General features: G+C 34.1%; 22 protein-coding genes. 18 read left to right on the top strand and 4 right to left on the bottom strand.

The features are described from left to right. Positions 1-6 precede the first annotated feature (6 nt). Positions 7-1446 carry a tagaturonate reductase gene (locus RB604_RS15465; RefSeq protein ID WP_005931835.1) on the top strand — a complete coding sequence of 480 codons (1440 nt, stop codon included), beginning with the start codon at positions 7-9 and terminating at the stop codon, positions 1444-1446. A gap of 302 nt (positions 1447-1748) precedes the next feature. Here RB604_RS15465 and RB604_RS15470 read toward each other — a convergent pair whose 3' ends face one another. From RB604_RS15470 to RB604_RS15480, 3 genes are all read right to left on the bottom strand, one after another. Continuing rightward, a complete protein-coding gene (locus RB604_RS15470; RefSeq protein WP_005931831.1) occupies positions 1749-1895 on the bottom strand; it encodes a hypothetical protein in 147 nt (48 codons plus the stop codon). Positions 1896-2323: 428 nt separating this feature from the next. Continuing rightward, on the bottom strand, positions 2324-2851 hold the full coding sequence (locus tag RB604_RS15475) for an FHA domain-containing protein (RefSeq protein WP_007481012.1): 528 nt from the start codon (positions 2849-2851) through the stop codon (positions 2324-2326). 31 nt (positions 2852-2882) lie between these two features. Then, entirely contained in the window at positions 2883-3926 is a 1044-nt protein-coding gene (locus tag RB604_RS15480) for an HU domain-containing protein (protein WP_055294518.1), read from the bottom strand. A gap of 573 nt (positions 3927-4499) precedes the next feature. Between RB604_RS15480 and RB604_RS15485 the strand changes: the two genes are divergently transcribed. The 17 genes from RB604_RS15485 (at position 4500) to RB604_RS15565 (ending at position 24899) form a co-directional block, all read left to right on the top strand. After that, positions 4500-4874, top strand: coding sequence for a class I SAM-dependent methyltransferase (locus tag RB604_RS15485; protein ID WP_055294473.1), 375 nt, complete (start codon positions 4500-4502; stop codon positions 4872-4874). Between the two features lie 579 nt (positions 4875-5453). Next, positions 5454-7169 carry an alpha-L-fucosidase gene (locus tag RB604_RS15490; protein ID WP_229104153.1) on the top strand — a complete coding sequence of 572 codons (1716 nt, stop codon included), beginning with the start codon at positions 5454-5456 and terminating at the stop codon, positions 7167-7169. A 647-nt stretch (positions 7170-7816) separates the two neighbouring features. Continuing rightward, a complete protein-coding gene (locus RB604_RS15495; protein WP_055294468.1) occupies positions 7817-8947 on the top strand; it encodes a glycosyltransferase family 4 protein in 1131 nt (376 codons plus the stop codon). 280 nt (positions 8948-9227) lie between these two features. Further along, a complete protein-coding gene (locus RB604_RS15500; protein WP_165353979.1) occupies positions 9228-9995 on the top strand; it encodes a glycosyltransferase in 768 nt (255 codons plus the stop codon). Positions 9996-10221: 226 nt separating this feature from the next. Beyond that, positions 10222-11025 carry a polysaccharide biosynthesis/export family protein gene (locus RB604_RS15505; RefSeq protein ID WP_021936701.1) on the top strand — a complete coding sequence of 268 codons (804 nt, stop codon included), beginning with the start codon at positions 10222-10224 and terminating at the stop codon, positions 11023-11025. Between the two features lie 11 nt (positions 11026-11036). Further along, the gene (locus RB604_RS15510) at positions 11037-12626 is read left to right on the top strand and encodes a GumC family protein (RefSeq protein WP_055294464.1); all 1590 of its coding nucleotides are present in this window, start codon (positions 11037-11039) and stop codon (positions 12624-12626) included. Beyond that, positions 12619-14127, top strand: a complete 1509-nt coding sequence (locus tag RB604_RS15515) for an oligosaccharide flippase family protein (protein ID WP_055294462.1) — start codon at positions 12619-12621, stop codon at positions 14125-14127. Before RB604_RS15510 ends, RB604_RS15515 begins: the two co-directional genes overlap by 8 nt. A gap of 2 nt (positions 14128-14129) precedes the next feature. Further along, positions 14130-15422, top strand: coding sequence for a hypothetical protein (locus tag RB604_RS15520; RefSeq protein ID WP_055294460.1), 1293 nt, complete (start codon positions 14130-14132; stop codon positions 15420-15422). A 48-nt stretch (positions 15423-15470) separates the two neighbouring features. After that, positions 15471-16247: a glycosyltransferase family 2 protein gene (locus tag RB604_RS15525; RefSeq protein WP_055294458.1), complete on the top strand. Its 777-nt coding sequence runs from the start codon at positions 15471-15473 to the stop codon at positions 16245-16247. A gap of 15 nt (positions 16248-16262) precedes the next feature. Next, positions 16263-17399, top strand: a complete 1137-nt coding sequence (locus RB604_RS15530; RefSeq protein WP_055294456.1) for a glycosyltransferase family 4 protein — start codon at positions 16263-16265, stop codon at positions 17397-17399. Between the two features lie 587 nt (positions 17400-17986). After that, positions 17987-19012, top strand: a complete 1026-nt coding sequence (locus RB604_RS15535) for a radical SAM protein (protein ID WP_021935974.1) — start codon at positions 17987-17989, stop codon at positions 19010-19012. Then, positions 19009-20112, top strand: a complete 1104-nt coding sequence (locus RB604_RS15540; RefSeq protein WP_021935973.1) for a glycosyltransferase family 4 protein — start codon at positions 19009-19011, stop codon at positions 20110-20112. Before RB604_RS15535 ends, RB604_RS15540 begins: the two co-directional genes overlap by 4 nt. Positions 20113-20117: 5 nt before the next feature. Further along, the gene (locus RB604_RS15545) at positions 20118-20753 is read left to right on the top strand and encodes a sugar transferase (protein ID WP_021935972.1); all 636 of its coding nucleotides are present in this window, start codon (positions 20118-20120) and stop codon (positions 20751-20753) included. Between the two features lie 3 nt (positions 20754-20756). Beyond that, positions 20757-22181 carry a capsule assembly Wzi family protein gene (locus RB604_RS15550; RefSeq protein ID WP_021935971.1) on the top strand — a complete coding sequence of 475 codons (1425 nt, stop codon included), beginning with the start codon at positions 20757-20759 and terminating at the stop codon, positions 22179-22181. Positions 22182-22183: 2 nt separating this feature from the next. Next, the gene (gene rfbC, locus RB604_RS15555; RefSeq protein ID WP_055294454.1) at positions 22184-22732 is read left to right on the top strand and encodes a dTDP-4-dehydrorhamnose 3,5-epimerase; all 549 of its coding nucleotides are present in this window, start codon (positions 22184-22186) and stop codon (positions 22730-22732) included. Positions 22733-22751: 19 nt separating this feature from the next. Further along, positions 22752-24065 carry a UDP-glucose dehydrogenase family protein gene (locus RB604_RS15560; protein WP_005931801.1) on the top strand — a complete coding sequence of 438 codons (1314 nt, stop codon included), beginning with the start codon at positions 22752-22754 and terminating at the stop codon, positions 24063-24065. A gap of 36 nt (positions 24066-24101) precedes the next feature. Then, entirely contained in the window at positions 24102-24899 is a 798-nt protein-coding gene (locus RB604_RS15565) for a DUF4738 domain-containing protein (protein WP_005931798.1), read from the top strand. Between the two features lie 182 nt (positions 24900-25081). On the opposite strand, the gene RB604_RS15570 is transcribed toward RB604_RS15565, so the two are convergent. Next, entirely contained in the window at positions 25082-26440 is a 1359-nt protein-coding gene (locus tag RB604_RS15570; protein WP_055294452.1) for a transposase, read from the bottom strand. Positions 26441-26445 lie beyond the last annotated feature (5 nt).

A 26445-nucleotide genomic window follows, 5' to 3' on the forward strand; every position in this document is an offset into this window, starting at 1 on the left:
ATTAACATGAAAGCATTAAACAAAGAAACAGCTCCTAAGGCCCAACGCCCGGAACGTATTATCCAATTTGGTGAAGGCAATTTTTTACGTGCATTCGTAGACTGGATTATCTACAACATGAATGAAAAAACCGATTTCAATAGTAGCGTAGTAGTAGTTCAACCTATCGATAAAGGTATGGTAGACATGCTAAACGCACAGGACGATCTTTATCATGTAAACCTGCAAGGCTTGGATAAAGGTGAAGTCGTAAACAGCCTGACAATGATCGATGTCATCAGCCGTGCTTTAAATCCTTATACGCAAAATGCCGAATTTATGAAGTTGGCAGAACAACCGGAAATGCGCTTTGTTATTTCTAATACCACCGAAGCCGGTATCGCTTTCGATCCATCTTGCAAATTGGACGATGCACCCGCCTCTTCTTATCCGGGCAAATTGACCCAACTGCTATATCATCGTTTTAAAACATTCAACGGAGACAAGAGCAAAGGTCTGATCATTTTTCCATGCGAACTTATTTTCCTTAACGGCCATAAATTAAAAGAGACAATCTATCAGTATATCGAGTTATGGAACCTCGGAGAGGAATTTAAAACATGGTTTGAAGAAGCTTGCGGTGTATATGCAACATTGGTAGACCGTATTGTTCCGGGATTCCCCCGTAAAGACATCGATGCAATCAAAGAAAAACTGCAATACGACGACAACCTGGTTGTTCAGGCTGAAATATTCCATTTGTGGGTAATTGAAGCACCGCAAGAAATTGCGAAAGAATTCCCTGCTGACAAAGCGGGATTAAACGTACTGTTCGTTCCGTCCGAAGCACCTTACCACGAACGCAAAGTGACATTGTTGAACGGTCCGCACACGGTGTTGTCTCCCGTAGCTTACTTGTCGGGAATCAATATCGTACGAGATGCCTGCCAACACGAAGTGGTAGGCCAATACATCCACAAAGTGATGTTCGACGAGTTGATGGAAACCCTCAATCTGCCGAAAGATGAACTGGACAAATTCGCCCATGACGTATTGGAACGCTTCAATAATCCGTTTGTAGATCACGCCGTAACAAGCATTATGCTGAACTCATTCCCCAAGTATCAAACTCGTGACCTTCCGGGATTGAAAACTTACCTGGAACGTAAGGGTGAACTTCCCAAAGGATTGGTACTTGGACTGGCAGCTATCATTACTTATTACAAAGGCGGTGTTCGTGCCGATGGTGCTGAAATCGTACCAAACGATGCTCCGGAAATAATGAATCTATTGAAAGACTTATGGGCAACAGGTTGTACCCGAAAAGTTGCAGAAGGTGTACTGGGCGCAGAATTCATCTGGGGTGAAAACTTGAACAATATACCGGGATTGACTGATGCAGTGAAAACCGATCTTGATTCTATTCAAGAAAAAGGTATGTTGGAAACAGTAAAAAGCATTCTCTAAACAACCGAGAATGCATAAAAGTCCGCCTTATCTTTTAAGTATTGTCTATAAAAAGAAACCGGTCTCAATTAAACAAAAAAGAGCAGTCTTTTCACTATGGGAAGCTGCTCTTTCTCACTTAATCATAGAGACTGTTTAAATTTTCCTTTAAAAAGTTTTATCAGTTTATTTTAAATTTATTCTCAATCTGCTTTTCTGTTTTCACCGTCAGAATAACCTGCTATCCTCCTAAAAACAAAAAAACATCCTCAAAAATAGCCTTCAAAATAATGCAGAGCGTAATTTAAACAAATTCTAAAAAATCAATCGATTGTAAGGTCTTCAATAACTTCTTTCGACTGTTGGTTCACATCTTTTTCAACTCTCGGAGAAGACAATACCCAATAGCCTAACAACAACACTGCTATGATAATGGCAATAATAATCCATGTTCTGTTTTTCTCTTTCATTTTCGTTAGGGTTTAGTGATTTTATATGCCAAAGAACAAACAGGAACCAAGTTTGTTCAAACACAATACATCAGCCATCATCACATACCAGATAATTTTATCGATGTCAATAGGTAAAAAATTAAATTGCTAAATCGATAAGTATAAACCAAACGCTTCTTTTTCCAAACGCTTCTTTAAACTTCGGAGAAAAAAAGAAAGGTTAATCATATACGAGATAATCATATATATATCAACCATATACATCATCAATATCAAAATAAAAAGAGCCGTATTTCCTTTGTACAAGAAATTAATATTAACACCATCTTAAATACAATCTTTTGCCGGCAAGAATACGCTTCTTTACAGACAAAGAATAAATGTTTTGCAAGAAAAGAAATAATATGCAAGAAACGGGATTAACAATGTTAAAATCAGAACGATGTTCATTCTGATTCTGCCGCTCTAAGTATAAAAGTAGTAGCGCCGATAGTCACAATAGCCCCATCTTCTATACGGATACGATCTTTATCACCCAAAACCTCATTCATCAGGAAAGTACCTGTAAGACTGGGAGCGTCCCGAAGAGTATAGACCAACTTTCCTAATTTATCCCGCTTCACATTAATAACGCAATGACGACGATCCATGCTCATATCACCGGTTTCAATCGGCATATTTATAACTGTACCGACACAGCGGCGTCCAATTACATTATCTCCTTCTTGCAAAGGCAATATCTGCTTGAATCCAAATACATTTTCAATAACAACAATACATCCAAACTCACCCTTACAAGCATCCTCGTTCAATACTTCTTCTTTCTGGGAGGCTTTCACCTTACTTTTCCCTAAACGGATACTAAACTGCTTACCACAATGCTCACAAACAAAAACCAAAGATTGACCTTCGGTATATTTCGTTTCATCAAAAGACAGATAATTCTCACATTTAGGACAACGAACTCGTTTCATATTTTATAATAGGGAAATAGGGGAATCATATTTATTTAGCCAACATCCATGCCGTTTTATAAGCTTCATTCTCTCTTATTTTCAGAAGTTGCTTCATAGCTTCCTCACGAGTAGCATACGACATGATACTTACACGAACTTTACCATCACTATTCAAAACCTTAGCTCTATGAAATCCTTTCGCCTTAAGCTGCTCAGCCATTATCTCCGCATCCTTTAAAGTAATACCTCCGGCTACGATTATGTGATAATTATCTTCCATCTGCTTCTCTGCTACAGGTTTAACAACCTTTACTTCTTTCACCACCAGAGGTTTCGTTGCCCTTTTTCCTGTTTCTTTTTCAGAAGAGGTAGCCCCATGCGATATCTTCGCCGTTGTCACACTTTTTTTCGTCTCTTGTTTCACCTCAACAGGAGTCATCACTACAGATCGGTTCTCGATTTTTTCAAATAAATCTATCGGAAGTAACCGGGCATAATTATCTTTTTCAACAGCCGTATTCTCTATTGGAGTAGAAAACGCAAAAAATAACGCAATTGCAGCTATCATAGCGACGGCATTACGCAAAACAGCGCGATTTATCCTAATTTCATATGGCTTTGTTCTCTCCTGAGCTGCCACAGGAATCAACACTTTCTCTTCCGGCTTATGCAAAACTGCCAACTCTTTCATCTCAAAAGAATCAAGTCCATATAAATAAGGTGTAGTAATTCTGTTCTCATAAGGAATAAATTCATAGGCACCATGAATCGTATACCTCAATTCTCCTACATTTGCCAAGTCTACCTTTCCCTCTTTATGAAGCACCGCAATCAACTCCGCCACTTCTTCTTCTACTATCTTAGTAGCATCCGAAAAGTTCGTGTCATACACAGCCATATATGATTGTACCAACAATCCGTCATTCAACTTTAACTGCGGATTAAAACCGATGGTGCGAGTAGGAGGGAGGAAAGTGTTTCCTTCAACCCGCATTGCAGGGGTATAGTATGCTACAAAACCTCCAAATCCGGGAACGATTACGCAATCATTCTCTAATAACAAGACTTCTATGTGCTGTGCTAATTCAATCATGAGTACAAAATTAGGTGTTTTATTGGAGATATGCCAGAAATTCACATAATTTATTCAAAACACAAGTTAATCAATTTTATATGATTAAAATAATTAAAGTAAAAAATTATACTACGAATGCAATAAATTTATCAAGACTAAGTTTTAAATATAAAATAATACAAATTAGAGAAAAAAAGAATAGTATATAGAATAATGATATTATCATAATAGTAGAGTCACTTTTTTCCTTGAATAGTTATAAACTAATGCAATCAATAAGTAAGAATATATCAGTTTTATAGATAAATCAAAAGTGTTAAAAGTTTCAAATCACCAAAAAACAAAGATGATGAATCTAATATGCAAAAATTACCAAATTGGATTTTTTCTTGATATTTCATTAATAAATACCACGTTCTCTATACTACATATAAATATCTTGTATAGTATCAATTCAAATTGCAGACCTAATACATCAAAAACAAACAATATGGATTCAACCTAATATACAATAATATTCCACAGGTGACGTAACTGAATACACTCCATTCAAAACCGTATACAAAAATCACAAAAAAGACATATTAAACAATGAAAATCACAGATAAAATAAGTTCGTTCAATAGAAAACAGAAATATACATATTTCGAAAATAGTATAAAATTCACCCCATATTCTAAGGTCTTAGATGTAGGTTTTACAAATACAGAATCCGGTGTTGCCAACTATAACCCTAGTAATATAACCAAACTGGGTATTGATGAAAAAGATGTATTTGAAAAGAAATGCCCAAATATCCAAACTGCTATTTACGATGATTTTTTTCCTTTCCCTGATAAATCTTTTGATATAGGATGGGGCAGTGCAGTCATTGAACATATAGAGAATCGCGAAAAACAACTTTTATTTTTAAAAGAATTACAACAAATGCATCATGCTGTTTTTTTTCTACAACTCTCAATTTGAAATTCCCTATTGAGGTACATACCCAAACTCCTTTTTTACACTGGATGTCAACTCCATTGTTTGAAGGTTACTTAAGACTAATTGGAAAAATGGACTACAGGTAATTGTACATCTGCTATCTAAAAAGGATATTATCACATTGTGCCGTAAAGCAGATGCTAGCAAAATCGTAACACACGGAAATCGAATAATGGAATTTGTTATAGATTATAGCATAATTATCGAAAGGTAAAGAGTTAAAGTCTGTTTGAATTTTACTTAGTCTCATTTGAAAGCCATTTTTCAATATAATTTCCTGTAAGAAAAGTAGAAAAGTAGAAAAGTAGAAAATTATTCAATAAATAAAACAAAGTAATAAGTCAAATAAAAACTTACAAATATTTCAAGAAAATTTTAAGTATACAAGACATAAGCAGTTTAATAATTATGGTTAATTTAAAAAGACAGAAACATCAGAATAAAATTCTGATACTTTTACCCACATTGTGGACTATAATATGCTGTACAGACCCTCTAGTAGAAAGACCATTTCCACCAGCCTCAAGTGATATAGACAGTACAACAAACGCTTTATCCAAAATGGATTGGTGGAATGACGCCCGTTACGGTATGTTTATTCATTATGGGATATATTCCGCTTTGGCAGGAGAATATATAGGAAAAAACACAGATGGCGTATTTGTTCATTTCCAAAGTTTAGGAAACCAAAATAACCACGAAGTAGATTCTATAAAAATTGGTCCGGGGGCAGGAGCCGAATGGATACTCTATGAAGCATCCATACCTCGGGATTCCTATCGTAAATATGCTTCGAAATTTACAGCTGAAAAATTCGACCCAAAAGCAATAGTCAGTCTAGCACAAAAGGCGGGTATGAAATACATCATATTGACAGCAAAGCATCATGAAGGTTTCTGTTTGTGGAATAGCGATGTTACCCAATGGAATATCTCGCAAAGTCCTGCCGGCTCTCATTGGAACAATGACCTTATTGCCCCCCTTGCTAAAGCTGCCCGTGACGCTGGTTTGAAATTCGGAATTTATTTTTCGCACACTCGTGACTGGATGCATCCTGGAGGAATCGGTGCTATACCCGAATTGGGCATGAAGGAATATTCGTATGCCGAAAATCAAGAATACATGGAGACCTACACCTATCCTATGATATCCGAATTATTAAACCGCTATCATCCTGATATATTCTGGTGGGACTCTGTTAACCCCTATGAAGAATTTGCCATACGTTGTAATTCCTTGATCACAAATTCAAGTTCAACCATCATTCAAAGCGACCGTCTTTCTACACTACCTTCTTATAAAGGCGATTTTGCTACCCCAGAGCAGTCTATGGATGAAGAGACAGAATATGACAACATGGAGCTTTGTATGACAATGAATAATTCATGGGGATATAATCAGTTTGATACGACTTGGAAAAGGCCCGAATATGTCTTATGGTGTTTGTTGCGCGCCGAAAAGTTAGGTGGAAACCTATTACTCAATATCGGGCCGCGTGCAGATGGGACAATCCCGGAAAAATGTCAAGAGATATTAGAGACGGTCGGTGATTGGATTCATACAAATGCCGAGGGTGTTTATGAAACCCGTAAAAGCCCGTTCCGTTTTAATTTGCCTTATGGCCCCACGACATGGCGGAAAATAAGCAATATCCAACATCTTTACTATCACATTTTTTATTGGGACGGTAGTGGCGAACTATGGTTGCCCGGGATAATGAATGCGCCTGATGAAGTCGAGCTTTCGTTTCCTGCCAATCCTCAAATGGCTTTCCAGGTAGAAGCTGTTGACGGAATCGGATTACATCTAACGGGACTGCCGCGAGCGAAAATTTCAGATTTATGTACCATGCTAAATATCAAATTTAAGAGTGAACCAAATTTGAAAGAAGGAAGTAGAGAAATCGATCATACAATTCATTTAGATGCATTAGGAGCACAAATTAGCGAGGTTGTTATTGATGACTTTGATACCAAACCATGCATTAATTGGTATTCGGGAAAACGTCTAAATTATCAGATACGAATTATAAACGGTGGCGTATACAAGATTAATACATTATTAGCTGGATTTTATCCAGGGGAGATTACATTCGACTTCGGGAAAGGAATCACCCTGACAGGAAACAATCAAGCAACCCCTGGAGGTTTTTCCTGTTTTGAATGGCAATATATGGGAAATGTTTATTTAACCCCGGGAGAATATAATCTAAGCATTACAAATAAACAAACCGATTCATGGTTAAAAATCAGGGAATTTAAAATGGAACTACAATAATACACTCAAAAATAAAAAATTAAGCCGCTGTTTTGATTTAGCGTAAGTTCGATATAACTCAAAAACTTCATTGCTCGTCACATCAACGGCAGACTTCTTTTCAAAGAAACAGTAAGTAGCAGCAATGGCTGATAGTGCGTTGGTAATAAAACTGTTGAATGAGATGTAAACAGGTGGGCAAATCCAAGTCCATAACACCAATTCCTGAAATCTCCAGACCACGTTTGGCTTTACTCCGTACAACTAAGCCAAAAACAACCCAGACAGTAAGTATATTTAACCAACTTACAGATATAGCACTTCAAGCATAAATTTATCACGGCATTTGTTTATCTTCGTATCAGATTCCTAACAGGTGCACATTAATAATCTCAAGATATCGGTCAAGTTCTGCATGGTTCATTATAATTAAAGATGTGGTTATTCTTAATTTAATGAAATTGGCAGGACTTGACCTACTTTCTTTATGTTAATTCAAACTTAACGAACTATTGAAATAAAAACATAGTGGAAAAAGTATTAAAACTTTGCACTATTATTTTTGCAGAAAAAATCAGCATGATAATCGAGTTAAAGAAACAAAAAGAAAAACGATTTCCAAATAAAATCATTAAATTTGTCTTTTGAATTAACCAGACATAAAAACAATGAATATTGCAACAATCTATACACTATATGGTCGGCGCGCCGGTGCAGAACTGTGTTTTGAGAAGATAATAGAATCAATCTATAGTTATAACAAGAGTGTTAATTGGACTATTTTTTGCAATAAACAAGCAGAATACATATTAAAAGAACAGTATCCATTTACCCAAACGGTATATATACCTTATTTAGATAACCAATACAAGAAAGCTTTTTGGTTAGAGTTTCTTTCTCAAAAAGAAGTGACTTCCAAAGATTTTGACTGCTTTTGGATTCCAAGTGGATGCAATCACTTCCCTGGCCATTGGGATATTCCAGTTCTCACAACATTTCATGACTTAGGTGAGTATCATATAAAAAATAAATATAGTTTTGCAAGAACTATATTTAGAAAAAAAATATGTATTCCACGTTCGATAAAACGCTCTAAAGTGTTTATAGCCGTTTCAGAATTTACGGCGAGAGACATGGAAATATTTTTAAAAGTACCTATCAAAGAAATTAACGTTATTCATAATGGAAGCTCTCCACACTCTTTCGCAACTTTCGCAGAGAGCGACTCTGTACTAAAAAAATGGGAATTACAAAAGGGTGCATATCTGTTTACCCCAGGACGTACGGATTATATAGGGAAAGGATTGGATATACTGTTAAAGTCATTTAGAGAAATTCGGAAATATAATCCTAATCTTAAACTAGCCTTAGCAGGTCCTCAAGGAGAAGGACACAATTTACTATTAGAAGATTTATCAAAAGATCAATATGCCGATTCTAATATTCTATACCTTGGAAGAGTTAGCGATAATGAACTCATTTCTTTATATGCTAATTGTTTAGCAACAATTATATCTTCACGCTTTGAAGGATTCGGATTTCCTATATTAGAAGCAATGGCTTATAACGTTCCCGTTATCTGTTCCGATGCAGGATCGCTCCCCGAAGTTGCAGGAGATGCGGCATTAATATTCAAATCAGAAAATTCAAAAGAATTAAGTAATACCATAAAGGAAATACTCAATTTTGACAATGCTCAATTAGAAGCCCTCAAGGCAAAAGGACAAAAACGGCTACAAATTTTCACATGGGAAAAGTGCGCTCAACAAATGTATGACGTATTTTTAAATGCAATATAAATTAATATCCGACAATCCATTCAATCAACTTCTCGATATAATGAAAAATATAATACTCGCGGACTTTAACGTACCTCAAGATTGGGCTTTCAGCAAAGAGCTATCCAAAGACAATACAAAATGGGAGGTCAGGTGCTGCAAGTCCAATACAAAATTTCACCACACGAAAATCGGAAATCTATTGCGCTATTTTTTATACTTCGCCTTTCCCCTTTTAATTATTCCTATCCGGAAAAGATACAATTATATTGTAGGATGGCAACAATTTTATGCTATAAATATGGCTTTTTGGCTAAGATTACTTCATCTTAAAAGAAAAAATAAAATCATTATAATGACCTTTATATACAAAAGAAAAGAGGGAATATTAGGCAACATTTACCACAAATACATACATTACTCTATCACAAATAAACATATCAAAAATATAATATGTCACTCCCAAAACGAAGTTAAGTATTACACCGATTTATTTGGTTTACCCAAAGATATAGTCCGATTTATTCCTTTGGGTATTGATGTTATGAAGATCGCAGATGAGCCAAACAATGACAACTCCTCATCTTTCATTTTCTCTACAGGAAGAAGCAATAGAAATTACATTTTCTTAACAACGGCCTTATCAGATACTGCATATACCTTAAAAATAGCCTGTGAAGATAATATTCAAGGAAATGAACATACTGAAATAATACACAATTGTTACGGAAACCAAATGCTCAACATACTAAAACGAAGCTATTGCGTCTGCATTCCATTGGAAAAGCCTGATATATCTTCAGGTCAATTAGTTGTCTTACAAGCCATGCAGTTAGGAAAACCCATAATTATTACTCGTACCGATAGCATCGCCGACTATATAATAAATAACTACAATGGATTCATTATCGGTAATGATAAAAAGGAGCTTTTAGAAAAATTATCATTGTTATATAGTAACCCAAACATTTATCGAACAATGTCCCTAAACTGCATTTCATATTTCAACAATAATTTCACATTAGACAGAATGGCTCAAAACTTATCAAACATAATAAATATAAATTAGCAAAAAAATAACAGGTAAATTCTCACTATATTCATAAATACACTTAAGACCTAAATATACTTATATCTTTTTAAATATTTCATCATATATACTAGAAGCATGAATTTACAAGATATATTTTAGCTATTTGATCAGCCCAACATAATAAAGCATTCTGTTTTACCGTTAATAATAAGGATTAAATTAAAGTTTTCAATAAATACGAATAAAATTTATAAACAATCAAATGAAAGTAAAGATCATTAGTGCTGCCATCGGGATAGCCTTACTTAGTTCCTGTAAGACAACCAATCAGATTACATATTTTCAAGATATTAACAGCTATTCACCAGAGCTGTTACAAGAAAAAAACATAGATTATGAAGCAAAGATATGCAAAGATGACCAACTGTCCATATTTGTATCTAGTGTTGACCCTAATGCGGTAGCAGCGTTCAATTTACCATTAACGAGTTACCTTGCGGCAGGAGAGAAAGATGTAGTAACAACTCCGACAGTTCAGACTTATTTAGTTGACAGTAAAGGAGATATTAATTTTCCAATATTAGGGAGAATACAAGTAACGGGTATGAGTAGAAGCGAATTAGCCAATTATTTGCAAACTAAAATTTCAGCTTATGCAAAGTCGCCATTAGTTACTGTCCAAATTCTCAATTTTAAAATATCGGTATTAGGTGAAGTAAACTCTCCTGGCACCAGACAAGTGAATAATGAGCGGATAAGCATACTTGATGCCATTGGTATGGCAGGTGATTTGACTATTTATGGAGAGCGAAAAAATATATTACTGATCCGTGACAACAACGGCAAAAAAGAGTTTCATCGCTTTGATTTAACTGCAACTGATTTATTGGAATCCCCTTATTTTTATTTGCAACAAAACGATATAGTCTACGTAGAGCCTAATAAAGCTCGAAGAGGAAATGCTAAATATAGTCAAAGCGATCAGTTTAACGTTTCTGTAGTTTCCACTATTATAGGTGGAATATCTGTATTTGTATCATTAGCCATAGCCTTACTTGTTAAATAAATAACACTGTCATGAATAAAAAAATTTCAAACAATAATGTTCCCTTAAACATAAATTCTATCCTAAAAATGGGACTACGTTATTGGTACATATTTATCATTTCCGGAATCATTAGTGTAGGAATAGGAGGAATATATTTTAAGATGTCAAGACCTGTTCTTAAATTTATGGCAAATATTATAATTAAAGAAGAAGGAGGGAACAAATCTGCTATATCTACTATGATGCTGAAAAGTTTTCCTTTCGGCAATTTGGGAAGTGTGAAAGTAAATGATGAACTATTATTATTAAATACTTTTACAACTTATAGAGAAGCCGTAAAGCAACTAAATTTGAATACGACTTACACTATTAAGAAATTTCCTAAAAATATATATTGCTACAATAATGAGCCAGTAGAAATTAAGCCAATAGCAAATATTGCAGATACATTAAAAAGTATTTTATATTTTAAGGTAAAAATATCCTCAAACAAATGCAATATTAAAGTATATAAGTCGGGAATACTTAAAAAGTTAATAGGTGAAACAACCTTTACCTCTCCCTGTGGGGAAATATCTACTCTCTATGGCAATTTTACAATATCACCAACCTCATACTATAACCCAGAAAAAAATTATAATATAAAAGTCGAATACAAAGGTTATGATTTGGCAGCTGAATTGCTGCAAAAGAAAGTAGAAGTAGATTTGATATCCAAAAAGGCAAACTTAATCAACCTTTCTACTACCGAATATAATTTCGAAAAAGGAAAAGATATTCTCAATTCTTTAATAAAAGCATATAATAGCCGAGGATTGGAACAAAGACACAAAGAGGCAAGTGATAAGTTAACTTTTTTGGACGAGAGATTAAATATAGTACAAAAAGAACTTTCTAATTTGGAAATTGATATAGAATTGTATAAAAAGCAACACAAACTTGCCGACATAGGAGCTGAACTTAAAGCCATCTATACAAATAACGGTCTTCTAAAAAAGCAGCAACTTGAAATAGAAACTCAATATGTTGTCATAGAATACATGGAGAATTTTATTATGGATCCCAAGAATCAATATTCGTTAATACCATTAAATATAGGACTCAATGACCCTAAAGCGATAGAAGGATTACAGCAATACAACGATGCACTATTGGAACGTATGAAATTATTAAAAAGTACTAATATCAATAATCCAGCAATAGAAATAGGTAATGAGCAACTAAATGCAATGCGCCTTAACTTATTGAACACTGTAAAAGGAATAAAAAATGGACTTAAAGTAACTCGCGACAAATTAATGGAACAAGACGAATTTTACGAAATGCGTTTAAAAGACGCCCCAACTCAAGAACGCGAATTCACAAATATACAGCGGCAAATGTATTTAAAACAAGAATTATATATATATCTGTTGCAGCAGAGAGAAGAAAGCTGCTTAACATTATCTTCAAACACCCCGAATTCTCAAATAGTTGATGCCGCATACTGTTTATCTAAACCGGTTTCTCCAAGATTATTGGTTATATTTATTATGATCATTTTCCTAACTTGCACAATGAGTATAGGTTATATTCTTATAAAAGAACATAACCATAGAAATGAAAGCCTAAATGACTAAAAAAAAAGTTCTAATCAATAATTCTATAAGTGGGGTATGTCAGCTAGTAATAACCGCTTTATTAACATTCTTCAGTATTCCTGTTTTTATCCATAAATTAGGAACTGATTTATATGGTGTATTTGCCTTAGTTTCCGTTATTGGAAATTTAAATTTATTTACCAATTTAGGATTAGATGTATCATTAACAAAATTTATAGCCGAGCAAGGAAAAAGTACAGAATCGGACAAGGATATATTAGTATCATTAATACTTTCGAGTTCAATTATCGTTCCAGTCAGTATTATCGCGTACTTATTACGTTCTTTTTTCCTTGGTAGTTTATTGGATATTCCTGATATTTATTACCAACAAGCCGAAGCTCTATTCTGTATGTTATTGCCTGCTAATGCAATATTACTAATAGGGCAAACTTTTATCGCCGTATTCAATGGCATGCAACGAATTTATTTGAGTAATATGATTCAATTAATTTATAGTTGTGTATATTGGGGAGGAATTATAATTGTTGTTTCTATGGGCTATCAATTGGAGACTATAGGATTAGTTATCTTATTCGCTGCAAGCCTATGGATGGCAACCAATATCTATTGTTTTTTTCGATATTGGAAAGGAATACAAATACAAAAATGCAGAAATAATCTACGAAGCAATGCGCAAAAACAAATAAAATATGGGGCAAAAATATATGCATCAGGGGTTGTTGCTTTCTTTAATGAGCCATTATTTAAAATACTAATATCAAACTATTTTGGAGTAAACGCAGTAGCTTATTTCGAAATAGCACTAAAGATTAGAGGTCAGGTGTCCGGGTTGTTTAATAAATTGATGCAACCGCTTTTCCCATATATATCACAATTAACAGAAACTAAACTTATTGCCAACTTAATAAAAGATATGACAATAAAAATATTTTGGTTAGTATTACCATTCTGCTGCATTCTATTTTTATCCTGCCACAATATCGTAAACTTGTGGCTCCGCTACGACATTGATAATTATTCATTATTCATTAATGGAATCGTTATTCCCTATTTACTGTTTTCACCACTTACACTACCGATCTACTATTATTTAATGGGTAAGAATCACCCCGAAAAAACAATTGTAATTCAGTTCTCATCAGTAATAGTTAACGTTATTGCATTCTATGCTTTATACCGTTTCACTGGATTTTATAGTATTATACTAAGCAATGCATTGTCTTATTTTGCCAGTTATCTTTTGGGAGTATATTATCAAAAGACTTTCCTTCAAATTAGATATAGAATTAATAGAAATAATATATTTAAATTAGTAATCATCATCGTTAGTTATGTTGTTTTATTTTATTTAATACAATATATAAACAACAGCTGGCTGGCTCTCTCTGTTACCATAACCTCAGTTTTACTGATTACTCTCATATTATACAAGCGCTTTCAAATAATTACAAAAGAAGATATAAGTCGTTATTTCTTAAATAATAAAATCGCCGTCTCACTTTATAATCGATTATAATCATGTTATTAGCTCTTTTTATATTGCTTCTAATTATTGCTATTGTATTGTATATATCGGATAAAAAGATAATATCATCCATTATATTTTTCTTTTTTCTATTCGATAGCTTTCAATTAATTCCAGAAGAATGGGTTGGATTGAAAACATTAGACCTTGCTATCATTTATATATGTGTACTGTTTATATATGGGCTCTTCCAATATGATAATTACATTCCCAAAAATAAAACGATTTTGGCCATCAGCCTTTTTTTAGGATTTATATGCTTCGAAATGCTATTGAGCCATTACTATTATTCTATCGGTTGGGGAGAAATCATACGCACAGGACGGCAACATATACTACTATTATCTTATTTCGTATTCCGTAAGGTAAATAGGCAAGAATTAGATATTATCTTGAAAGTTTTATTTATCATTGTTATTTTCGAATCTTTTCTATTTACCATACAGATGTTTACAGGCATTGGTATTCTAAACGGGAAAGAGGTTTATGCTAAAGTTGGTTCTTTATACCGCTTTTATAATATTTCTCTCATGCATTATTTTTTTGTATTCTATGCAATCTTCTATAATCCGTTCAAAGGCTTCTGGAAGCACATCACAATGCTAATAGTAGTTATAACAATTTTCTTTCCAATGCACCGTTCTTTAGACATGACCTTTGTAGTATTACTTATTTTAGGTATTTTATGGAAAAAGAAAGTTTTCAACTCTGCAAAAAAAATAGCAATAACATGTAGCTGCTTTTTTCTACTTTTGATTGTGGCAAGTGCCTATATAAGCGTACGGACAATGGAAGATATTAATAAAGTTGCAGCAGGCGATTTTCAAGAATTTGAGGATATTCAAGCCTCCTCCGAAGCGACATTTTTATTCCGAGTTGGACACTTTTACGAAAGGTATACTACTGTTCTTGAAAACACAGTCAGTAAATGGTTTGGTTTAGGCTTTATGACAGAAGGTTCTTCTTATACTGAAAACCATTTTGATTTTATAATAGGATTAGATAGTAAGGAAGGAGGGATTGAGCAAGTAAATACTCCGGATATTTCTTGGTCTATTTTAATAATACGTTATGGGATAGTTGGCACTTTACTCTTTATCATATTTTATTTCTATTTTGTCGGGTATTATGTTCAATACCGAAATAAAAGCACCATCAATATGGTCATGGTACTATATTTGTTATTAATATTTAGCAATTCATTGACTTCTGATTTGCTATATAAAATGAATATGCTTATATTTCCACTGATTTATATGAATCAATACGAAGAAGAGATATCATAATAAATACATAACTTATACTCTTATTTATAAAACAAATATAATACCATAATGTTTTTTAGTATCATAACAATTAACCGTAACAATGCAAAAGGTCTAGAAGATACCATTCAAAGCGTATTATCTCAAGACAGAAACCTCTATGAGTTTATCATTATCGACGGAGCATCTTCAGACAATAGCCTGGAGGTAATAAAGAAATATGAATCGCAAATTCATTATTATATTTCCGAACCGGATACTGGCATTTATAATGCAATGAATAAAGGCATTGACAAAGCTAAAGGCGAATATGCAATATTTATGAACTCCGGAGATTCTTTTTCGTACCCAACCGCACTTAATGATATAAGCAAAAATAATTTAAATGCAGATTTCCTATTTTCTGGTTGGACAAGAATTAAAAATGGAAAAAAGTTAGCATCCTATTTACCCAAGGAAAAGATCACTTTATACACCTTATTTTATCACAGTACTTGTGTTTGTCATCAAGCTACATTTATAAAAGTCAGTGTTTTGAAAGAATTGCAAGGCTATGAAGAAAAGTTAAAAGTATCAGCTGATATTTGTTTTGTAATGAAAGCATTGGTTGTCCATTATAAAACTTTCCAAATATTACCATATTACATTACCAATCTAGATGTAACAGGAATAAGTGGTAATTTAAAAGGAATGACTATTTTAAATGAAGAGAAACCAGCATACTTCAAAAAATTATGCCCTTACGTATACGATGATTATATAAAGATGCATAAAATCCTTCGTTTTTCTCCAACGAATATATTTCGATTCATCAAATGGAAACTTTGGAAAGACAAGTGTAGATAAAGAACTGAAAATATTATGAAAATTGTATATTGCATTTTTGACTGTTCTTCTTCTGGTGGAACAGAACGTGCCCTTTCTCTGCAAGCTAATTATTTTGCAGGCAAAGGGAATGAAGTCCATATCGTAACGACAGAAAAGCCTTCCTGTAAACAAAATTCCTACATTTTTTCGGATAATATTTCATTTCATAATTTATCTATAAATTATAGGGAAGTTGATAATTCTTTATCTCCCCTCAAAATTATTTATAGAATTAAAAAAGGGCATAAACACAAACAACAACTTGCAAAACTATTATTTGCATTAAAACCTGATTTTACAATTGGGATGTTTGGACACGATTCTTCTTTTCTATACAAAATAAATGATGGAAGTAAAAAAATTTTAGAATACCATTTTTCAAGATATCATCGAAAGATAGAATTTGCTTCTGCTATCTTTTGGAAAAGATGGTTTGCTCTTTTAAGAGAATGGCGTAAATGCAAATTTATAAATAAATATGATGCATTTATTGTCTTAACACAGCAAGATGCTAAAAACTGGAAAGATATAAAAAAATTATATGTTATTCCTAACGCATTACCATTTATTCCTCAGCAAATCTCAACTTGCGAAAATAAAAAAGCAATTAGTGTAGGACGTTTATCACCAGAAAAAGGATATGATCTCCTTATAAAAGCATGGAAGTTGGTAACAGAACGACACCCCGATTGGGAATTGGAAATTTATGGAGATGGTCAAGAAAAGAGCAAACTATATTCAATCATTTCCGAATATTCTCTTAGTAATATTTCCATCAACGCTCCCATACGGAATATTGAAGATAAATACACTGAATCATCTATATATCTAATGAGTTCGCATTATGAAGGCTTTGGAATTGTACTCATTGAAGCCATGGCATGTGGATTGCCCTGCGTGAGTTTTAATTGTCCATATGGCCCCTCTGAGATTCTAACAGATAATGAAAACGGTTTTTTAATACCAATAAATGATATTTATACACTGGCTGATAAAGTATGCATATTAATAGAAAAAGAAGAGATGCGAAAGAAAATGGGACATAAAGCTTACATAGCTGCTATGCAATACTCTCCTATTAAGGTTATGAAAAAATGGGAAAAGCTTTTTGATGATTTAAAGAAAAAATAACATATTTAATTCACTAATATCCTATAAATCATCCATCGACCATTTCTAATATAAAATAATACCAATAAGACTTAGTTCCCTGTTTTAGTTATGTTCAGTATTATTTGGAGGATTATTTTTGAGAATATTATCCGGGAACAATAATTTTCTGTTTTGAAAACAAACATTGACAGGAAACAATAAAGCAACTTTTGGACATGATAACTTTGAATGGCAAAATATGGGAAGTATACATTTAGAACCAGGCGAATACAAGTTAAGTATAACAGCCAATCAAGTTGACCTGTGGTTAAAAATACGAGAATTTAAAATGAAACGTCAATAATTACCAATAATATATTTATAAAGCACCTATGCGGTTTTTTCGTTATACTCAGAACTAAGCTATACTTATTTTATTTTTATATACAAAATCCAATCAGATATATTTTTATCTGAAAATATAAGAACATAGATAATTTTTATGGGTTATTCACGTTTAATAAAATAAAGAAAGCTTTTCTTCTTCATATTATAAAGAATGGCTAATTTTGCAAAAACAGAAAACATAGAATAACTTATGTTTATGAAATAATTTAATAAAGAAAATGGCTACTACAATACCCAATCCTACCGACATGTGCATCATCGTTACTTATCGTTGTCCGATGCAATGCCAAATGTGTAATATATGGAAGAATCCAACTCAGAAAGAAAAAGAAATAACTTTAGCAGAGATTAAAAAACTTCCCTCTGTTAAGTTCATAAATATTACAGGTGGAGAACCTTTTGTGAGGGAGGATTTAGAAGAAATTATAGAAATATGTTTTCAGAAATCTCCACGAGTAGTCATTTCAACCTCTGGATGGTTTGAAGATCGTATCATCAAAATGACCAAACGATTTCCTAATATCGGAATACGTATAAGTATTGAGGGGCTTTCACTAAAAAATGATGAACTCCGTGGAAGAAACGGTGGTTTTGACAAAGGATTGCGAACCTTACTTCGATTAAAGGATATGGGAATTAAAGATATTGGATTTGGAATTACTGTTTCTAATCACAATTCAGCTGACATGTTATCACTTTATCAACTTTCCAAATCACTGGGGATGGAATTTGCAACAGCAGCATTCCACAATTCTTATTATTTCCATAAAGAAGATAACTATATAACCAATCAAGAAGAAGTTTGTAATGATTTTAAAACATTAATAGAATGGCAATTAAAAGAAAAACATCCAAAATCATGGTTTAGAGCATATTTCAACATGGGTTTAATTAATTACATACATGATAACCAGAGACTTCTTCCATGCGAAGCCGGATTAGTCAATTTCTTTGTTGACCCATATGGAGAAATTTATCCATGTAATGGATTAGAAGATAAATTCTGGAAAGAAAGTATGGGTAATATAAGACAATCAGGGTCTTTTTATGAAATCTGGCATAGTGAGCAAGCGGAAAAAATCCGCCAAAAAGTCAGAAATTGCCCTAAACATTGCTGGATGGTGGGTACAGTTTCTCCGGTTATGAAAAAATATATTAGTCAACCACTAAAATGGGTGGTTCGCAATAAATGGAATATATTAACAGGAAAACCCATCCAAATAGAATTGAACGACAAAAAATGAAAATCATAGTTACAGGAACACGAGGGATTCCAGGTATTCAGGGGGGGGTAGAAACACATTGTGAAGAGCTATTTCCACGTATAGCTGACGAAAAGCATGAAGTGATTGTTATTCGTCGGCCAGAATATAAATCTGTTGAATATGGAGTTAGTAAATACAAAGGAGTAACGATTAAAGATATTAAAACTCTTCCTGGAAAACATTTTGAAGCTATTACTCATACATTTATCGCTGTCTTATATGCCCGTAAAATCCATGCAGATATTGTTCATATACATGCAATAGGACCATCTCTCATGATACCTATTGTACGTATATTAGGAATGAAAGCTGTAATGACTCATCACGGTCCGGACTATGATCGACAAAAATGGGGAAAACTATCAAAAAGTGTCTTAAAAATAGGAGAGAAACTGGGTGTCAAATATGCCAATCATGTAATCGTAATCTCCCAACATATCCGTAACATAGTTCAACGAAAGTGCCCTACTCAAAAAAAGATTTCTCTCATTTATAATGGGGTAAACTTAACATGCTCACAAACAGATAATAACTATCTCAAAGAATTAGGAGTAGAAAAATATTCATATATTTTAGCAGTAGGTCGATTTGTCAAAGAAAAAGGGTTTGATTTACTATTAGAAGCATATAAAAAACTATATAATAAAAATATCAAACTTATTATTGCTGGTGATGCCGACCATGAAGATCAATATTCGTCAACATTAAAAGATATCGCACAAAAGCAGGGGGTAATATTAACCGGATTTATACAGAAAGACAAATTATCCCAATTATATAGTTTTGCCCGTTTATTCGTATTACCATCTTACCATGAAGGATTACCTATTTCATTACTTGAAGCAATGAACTGTTGTTGCGATGTTTTAGTAAGTGATATCCCTGCTAATAAGGAAGTGGGATTGAATGATTCTTGTTATTTCAAATGTGGGGATATTCAGGATTTGAAAAATTGTTTAGACATAAAACTACAATCTCCTTTAACTCCCCATAAATATAACATGACCTCATATAACTGGGATCACATAGCTCAACAAACTAAAGATATTTATGATTCTTTATCACAAAAAACAATATAACAGATATGAATACGTTATATCTACAAATGGAAACAGAAACTCTATTAAATAAGGCACCGTTAACACGGAGTAGTTGCAGAATGATAAAACGTACATTTGATATTATAACTGCTTTGATAGTCCTAATATTAATTTTCCCATGGGCTTATCTAATTATAGCATGTTGCATAAAAATATTTATGCCTGGTCCTATTTTCTTTAAACAAAAGAGAACAGGTAAGGATGGAGTTATTTTTACATGTTACAAATTCAGAACAATGGATGCTAAAAATCATTCTGACGAATTTATAGATCCACAACTAAATAAATATTCATTAGGCAATTTCCTTCGTTCTACCAGTTTAGATGAACTTCCTCAATTTTGGAATGTATTAATAGGAGACATGTCAATTATAGGACCAAGACCACACATGTTAGTACATGATGAGGAGTATATGAGTAAGATCGAAGAATACTCCTTACGGTATGCAGTAAAACCGGGTATTACGGGATGGGCTCAAGTAAACGGTCTACGTGGAGAAAGAGATATAAAAAGAGTAAAAATGCGTATCGACTATGATTTATGGTATATTCAACATTGGTCAGTAGCTTTAGACATGAAAATAATGTTTCGTACTATTGGAGTAATGATAAAAAAATGACAAATGCATATTTTGCCTAAACTATATATAATATTTCCTGTATTTTTTATACTCATAATTGAAGATATCCATACTCAAAATGTTAGTACATTTGCTGAGTATGGTACAACTATACATACGGGGAAACATACTCCAATGTGGCAAAATAGTAATCAACACGGGCTATCATCAATTAAAAACAATACATATATCAGGGGAGCTGCATTTTATAATAAAAACTTCCATTCATGGCAATTAAAAGCGGGAGCTGATTTCGCAGTGGCTGCAGGTTTTACTTCTACATTTATTATTCAACAGGCATATGCCGATATCCGATATAAATGGTTTGGTTTATGGGCTGGAAATAAAGAAATAGACTCTTCTTTATTAAATCAACAGCTAAGTAGTGGCGGATTGACATGGTCGGGAAATGCAAGGCCTATTCCACAAATAGCAATAGGAATATTTGATTATGTGCGTATTGCTCCCAAAGTTCAACTAAAAGCAGAACTATCATATGGTTGGTTTACTGATACGAAATACCAAGAAAAACATGTTGGAGATGAACATTCATATACACGAAAAATCAAATATCATCATAAGAGTTTCTTTTTACGTTTTGGAAAACCTGAAGGAAAATGGTTATTTGATATAGGTATGAGCTTGGATGCTCAATTCGGAGGATATAAAGTAAGAGGAAGAGATGAGGGAGATTTAGGCAACGGCTGGAAAGATTATTGGAATGTACTCATTCCGCAAAGCGGAGGCGATGATAGTCCTGGAGGGGAACAAGTATGGTATCAAGGAAATTATATGGGAAGCGAACATGTCAAACTAACCTACAAGCATAATAATTTTTTTCTTAGTGCTTATTTAGAAAATTATTATGATGATTTTTCCGGAATGGGAAAACAAAATGGATTAGATGGGCTTTGGGGTATAGAATTTAAGATAAATCGACCTTTAGTAATAAATAATATAGTAATAGAGTATTATCAGACTACAAATCAGAGTGGACCTTTACACGGACTAGATGATTCAATTGTAGAAAAAACAGGAGGTGCTGATGATTATTATAATAACGATTGGTATCCAGGATGGGTGCATTGGGGAATGGGAATGGGTAATCCATTAGTTGCTTCACCTATTTATAATAACAATGGAAACCTTGCTTTTCAATATAACCGTATCAAAGCTATTCATCTCGGTTGGAGTGGTGATATTAGTAATGAATGGACTTATCGTGCCAAACTATCATTTAATCGTACATGGGGAACTCCTTTTAAGCCAATCCCCGAAATCTTAGAAAATTTTTCTACTTTTGCAGAGTTTAAATATATCCCAAATAAATGGAAAGGTTGGAGCTTTACCGCTTCAGCAGCATTTGATATTGGAGACATTTATGGCGATAATTTAGGCTTGCAACTTAAGGTTCATAAAAAATTCTGAAAATGAATTATATACAAACAGAAATTGATGGTGTATGGCTAATAGAGCCGAAAGTATTTTCTGATAGTAGAGGATACTTTATGGAGTCTTTTAAAAAAGAAGAATTCGAAAAACATATCGGAAAAGTAGACTTTATACAAGATAATGAATCCAAATCGTCATTCGGTGTATTACGAGGATTACATTATCAGACAGGTGAATATAGCCAAGCAAAATTGGTACGCGTCATTAAAGGTGAAGTATTAGATGTTGCAGTAGATTTACGTCAATCATCATCTACATTTGGAAAATACGTAAGCGTATTGTTAACTGAAGACAACAAACGCCAATTTTTCATTCCACGTGGTTTTGCCCATGGATTTTTGGTATTAAGCGAAGAAGTAATCTTCACATATAAAGTTGATAATATATATAATCCACAAGCAGAAAGATCTATCTTATATTGCGATAATGCATTAAGCATTGATTGGCCAATAGCCGATTTTCAAATTATTATGTCTGAAAAAGACAGGCAGGCTAAGACCTTTCAAGAAGCTGAATATTTTGTATAACTCCTCCAAAAACATAAAAATGAAAATAGCAATTGTAGGAACTGGATATGTCGGACTAGTTACAGGGACTTGTTTTGCAGAAATAGGTGTGGATGTAACATGTGTTGATACCAATATAAAAAAAATAAAAGCTCTTGAAGAGGGAGTGATTCCTATTTATGAGCCTGGATTGGAAGAGATGGTACTCCGTAATACAAAATCAGGACGCCTAAAATTTACAACTTCTTTAGAAAGTTGTCTTAATGATGTGGAAGTTATCTTTAGTGCAGTTGGTACTCCTCCTGATGAAGATGGAAGTGCCGATCTTAGTTATGTACTTGCCGTAGCACGTACTATCGGACAAAACATGAACAAATACAAATTAGTGGTCACCAAAAGTACCGTACCCGTTGGAACAGCACAAAAAGTACGTAATGTTATCCAGAAAGAATTAGACCAAAGAGGAGTAACAATAGAATTTGATGTTGCTTCCAATCCGGAATTCTTAAAAGAGGGAAATGCCATTAGTGATTTTATGAGTCCGGATCGTGTAGTAGTAGGAGTGGAGTCTGAACGTGCTAAAAAAATTATGTCTAAACTATACAAACCATTCTTGCTAAATAATTTCCGTGTCATTTTTATGGATATCCCTTCGGCAGAAATGACTAAATATGCAGCTAATTCAATGTTAGCTACCCGTATCAGCTTTATGAATGACATAGCCAATCTATGTGAACTTGTCGGGGCAGATGTAAATATGGTACGCAGTGGTATTGGCTCAGATACTCGAATCGGACGTAAGTTCCTTTATCCGGGAATAGGATATGGAGGCTCTTGTTTTCCAAAAGATGTCAAGGCCTTGATAAAGACAGCAGAACAAAACGGATATGACATGCGCGTATTACGTGCTGTAGAAGAGGTCAATGAAATACAAAAAAGTGCTTTATTTGAAAAGCTTTTGAAATTATTCAATAATAAGTTAAAGGATAAAACGATAGCAATTTGGGGACTCGCTTTCAAACCCGAAACTGATGATATGCGTGAAGCACCCGCATTGGTCCTCATAGACAAGTTAAGACAGGCCGGTTGTAAAATTCGGGTATATGATCCGGCAGCTATGGAAGAATGTAAAAGAAGAATCGGAGACAGTGTATATTATGCACACGACATGTATGATGCCGTACTTGATACCGATGTTTTGATGTTAGTCACCGAATGGAAAGAATTTCGTTTACCATCATGGCCAGTTATTAAAAAAACAATGACGCAACCTATTGTTTTGGATGGTCGTAACATTTATGATAAAAAAGAAATGGAAGAACAAGGATTCATATACCGTTGTATTGGGAAATGAAAAGATAATTGCTTAATTTTGCACAAAATTAAATAGATGATTAAGTTTATAACGACATCGTTATTGACGATTTTGTTGATAGCGTGCAATAATACTAAAAAGCAAAACTCTTTAGAGCAATCAGAAAATGTCAAAGCCAAAGAATTGATGCAGGGAATCTGGATCGATGATGAGAGTGACATTCCTTTACTGTTTATCAAAGGTGATACAATTTATTATGCAAATTCGCAAAGTACTCCTGTATACTTCAAAATAATAAAAGATACCCTATATACTTTTGGCAATGAATTGGCACGTTATCAAATTGATAAACAAACGGAATACAGTTTTTCATTTCATTCTCTGGCAGATAACATCGTAAAACTTCATAAATCGGAAGATCCAAACGATTCATTGGCATTTTCTGGAAAGCCAGTGGAGATCATTCCGATTTATACAGAAGTCACCCAAAAAGATAGCGTAGTTTTTTATAACGGAATCCGTTATAGAGCATATGTATACATCAACCCTTCTAAAATAAAGGTAATAAAAACAACCTACTCTGAAGAGGGCATCAGTATGGATAATATCTATTATGACAACATCATGCACATATGCATATATGAAGGTAGAAAATGTTTATTCTCAAGTGATATAACCAAACAAATGCTTGAAAATGTAATTTCCACCGACTTCCTACAACAATCCATCTTATCCGAGATGAATTTCAAAAATGTCGATCGTAAAGGTTTTCATTATCAAGCTACAGTTTGTATACCGGAAAGTTCCGTATGCAACATTGCAGACCTATCGGTTTCTTTTGACGGAAAATTAACAATTTATACAGCTAAATAAAAAAGGGACATTCAGTAAATGTCTTTAAAAAGACACTGGCATATGAAGATGACTTATTACTATCATCTCATATGCCATTTTTATTATATATTTTCTCTCCCTGACCTAAAATTTTATCCGTTTGGGCATGATGTTCTGGAAGAAGCCTGACAGCTTCTTCTAATAGTTTCTTTATACTCATGCTATGCGGCTTTCTTCTGTCTGTTTTTGGTTTTATCAATCATCAATATGGCGTTTGCTGTATGTATTCCAAAGAAAATCCACAGGATTTCCGTTTTCCTGTTCCGTGCTTTGACTTTCGATAGCGAGTAATGCTGTTTTTGCGTACCGAAACTGCCTTCAAGCCTGGTGGCTCTTTCCCTGGAGAGTTCACTCCTGAGAACCTTCCTCACCGCCTCGTCCTTTGCTGCTCTTCCCTTGCGTACAAAGGAGGTTGATATCCCATATCTTGTACAGAACTTCCTGTTGGCATTATTGGCATATATAGAATCGGCGGCCACACACCTTACCCTTACATTCATCAACTTCTGATGCATACGGATACAATCCTTCAGACGTATTCCTTCATTGAATGCCTTGAAAGAGACGTGCTCGATGAACGAGATCCCGTCTATCTGTATGTTATTAACCTTTGCACCGAACTCGACAGATTTTGTCTCCTTACCCCTTACGATAGGGTGTACGTAATGACGGTCAATACTGACAATACGGTCACTGACCTTCTGACCTTCAAAGAGTTTCTTTTCCTGTACAAGAACCTTTCTGATTATGGAAAGCCGTTTCTGATAATCCTGTGTGTATCTGAGTGAAGATCCGTGTTCCCTGTGAATGTCATCCCGTTGTATGATGAGTTTTTCCAGAAGGCTGATCATGCAACGTTTCAGCATCCTTGTCCTCGAAGCCTTTCTCTTTCTTTTCTTGCAATAGGATAGATAGGATGCTGCAATATCTGTGTATTTGTTACGGGGACGTCTTATGCCGAGTTTCCCACAATGCATGCAGATATGTCGGTAGAGCCATTCGATGCTTTCCCAAAGGAGCTTCATGTCCGTAGGGAAACGCATATGACTTTCATAGCATGTAGCATCGGTCATACATACGTGAAGGTTCTCAAGATAAGGTTTCCAGTGTGAGGCAAGAATCTTCTGAAGGGAATCGATGTCAAGACGGGATGCAACCTCATTACGGATCGCACTGATTATCTTGTAGTTGGTCATAGGGCAGGACGGGTCTATCATGATACCGCAAAACAGCTGATAATGTATGTTTCCGTTAAGATGTTCTACCAGCAGCCGGTCAGAGAAGCCCGTGTAAGCCTTCAGTACCATAAGGGCTATCTTCGAGGAAGGACTGAAACAGTTCCTGCGACCCAAGCGGGATTGTGAAAGGCCGATCTCTTTGGCTATCCTCTCGAACGGAAACACGGAATAAAGGCTGCCAAGTTCACTCGCATGAAAACTCTTACGGTATTTTTCCAGAATATCGAATTCTGTAAAACCCAAAGTAGGGTGAATTTCTGAAATATTTTGTATCTTCGTCATATCTT

This window comes from Bacteroides salyersiae, from assembly GCF_031172035.1.
Taxonomy (GTDB): Bacteria; Bacteroidota; Bacteroidia; order Bacteroidales; family Bacteroidaceae; genus Bacteroides; species Bacteroides salyersiae.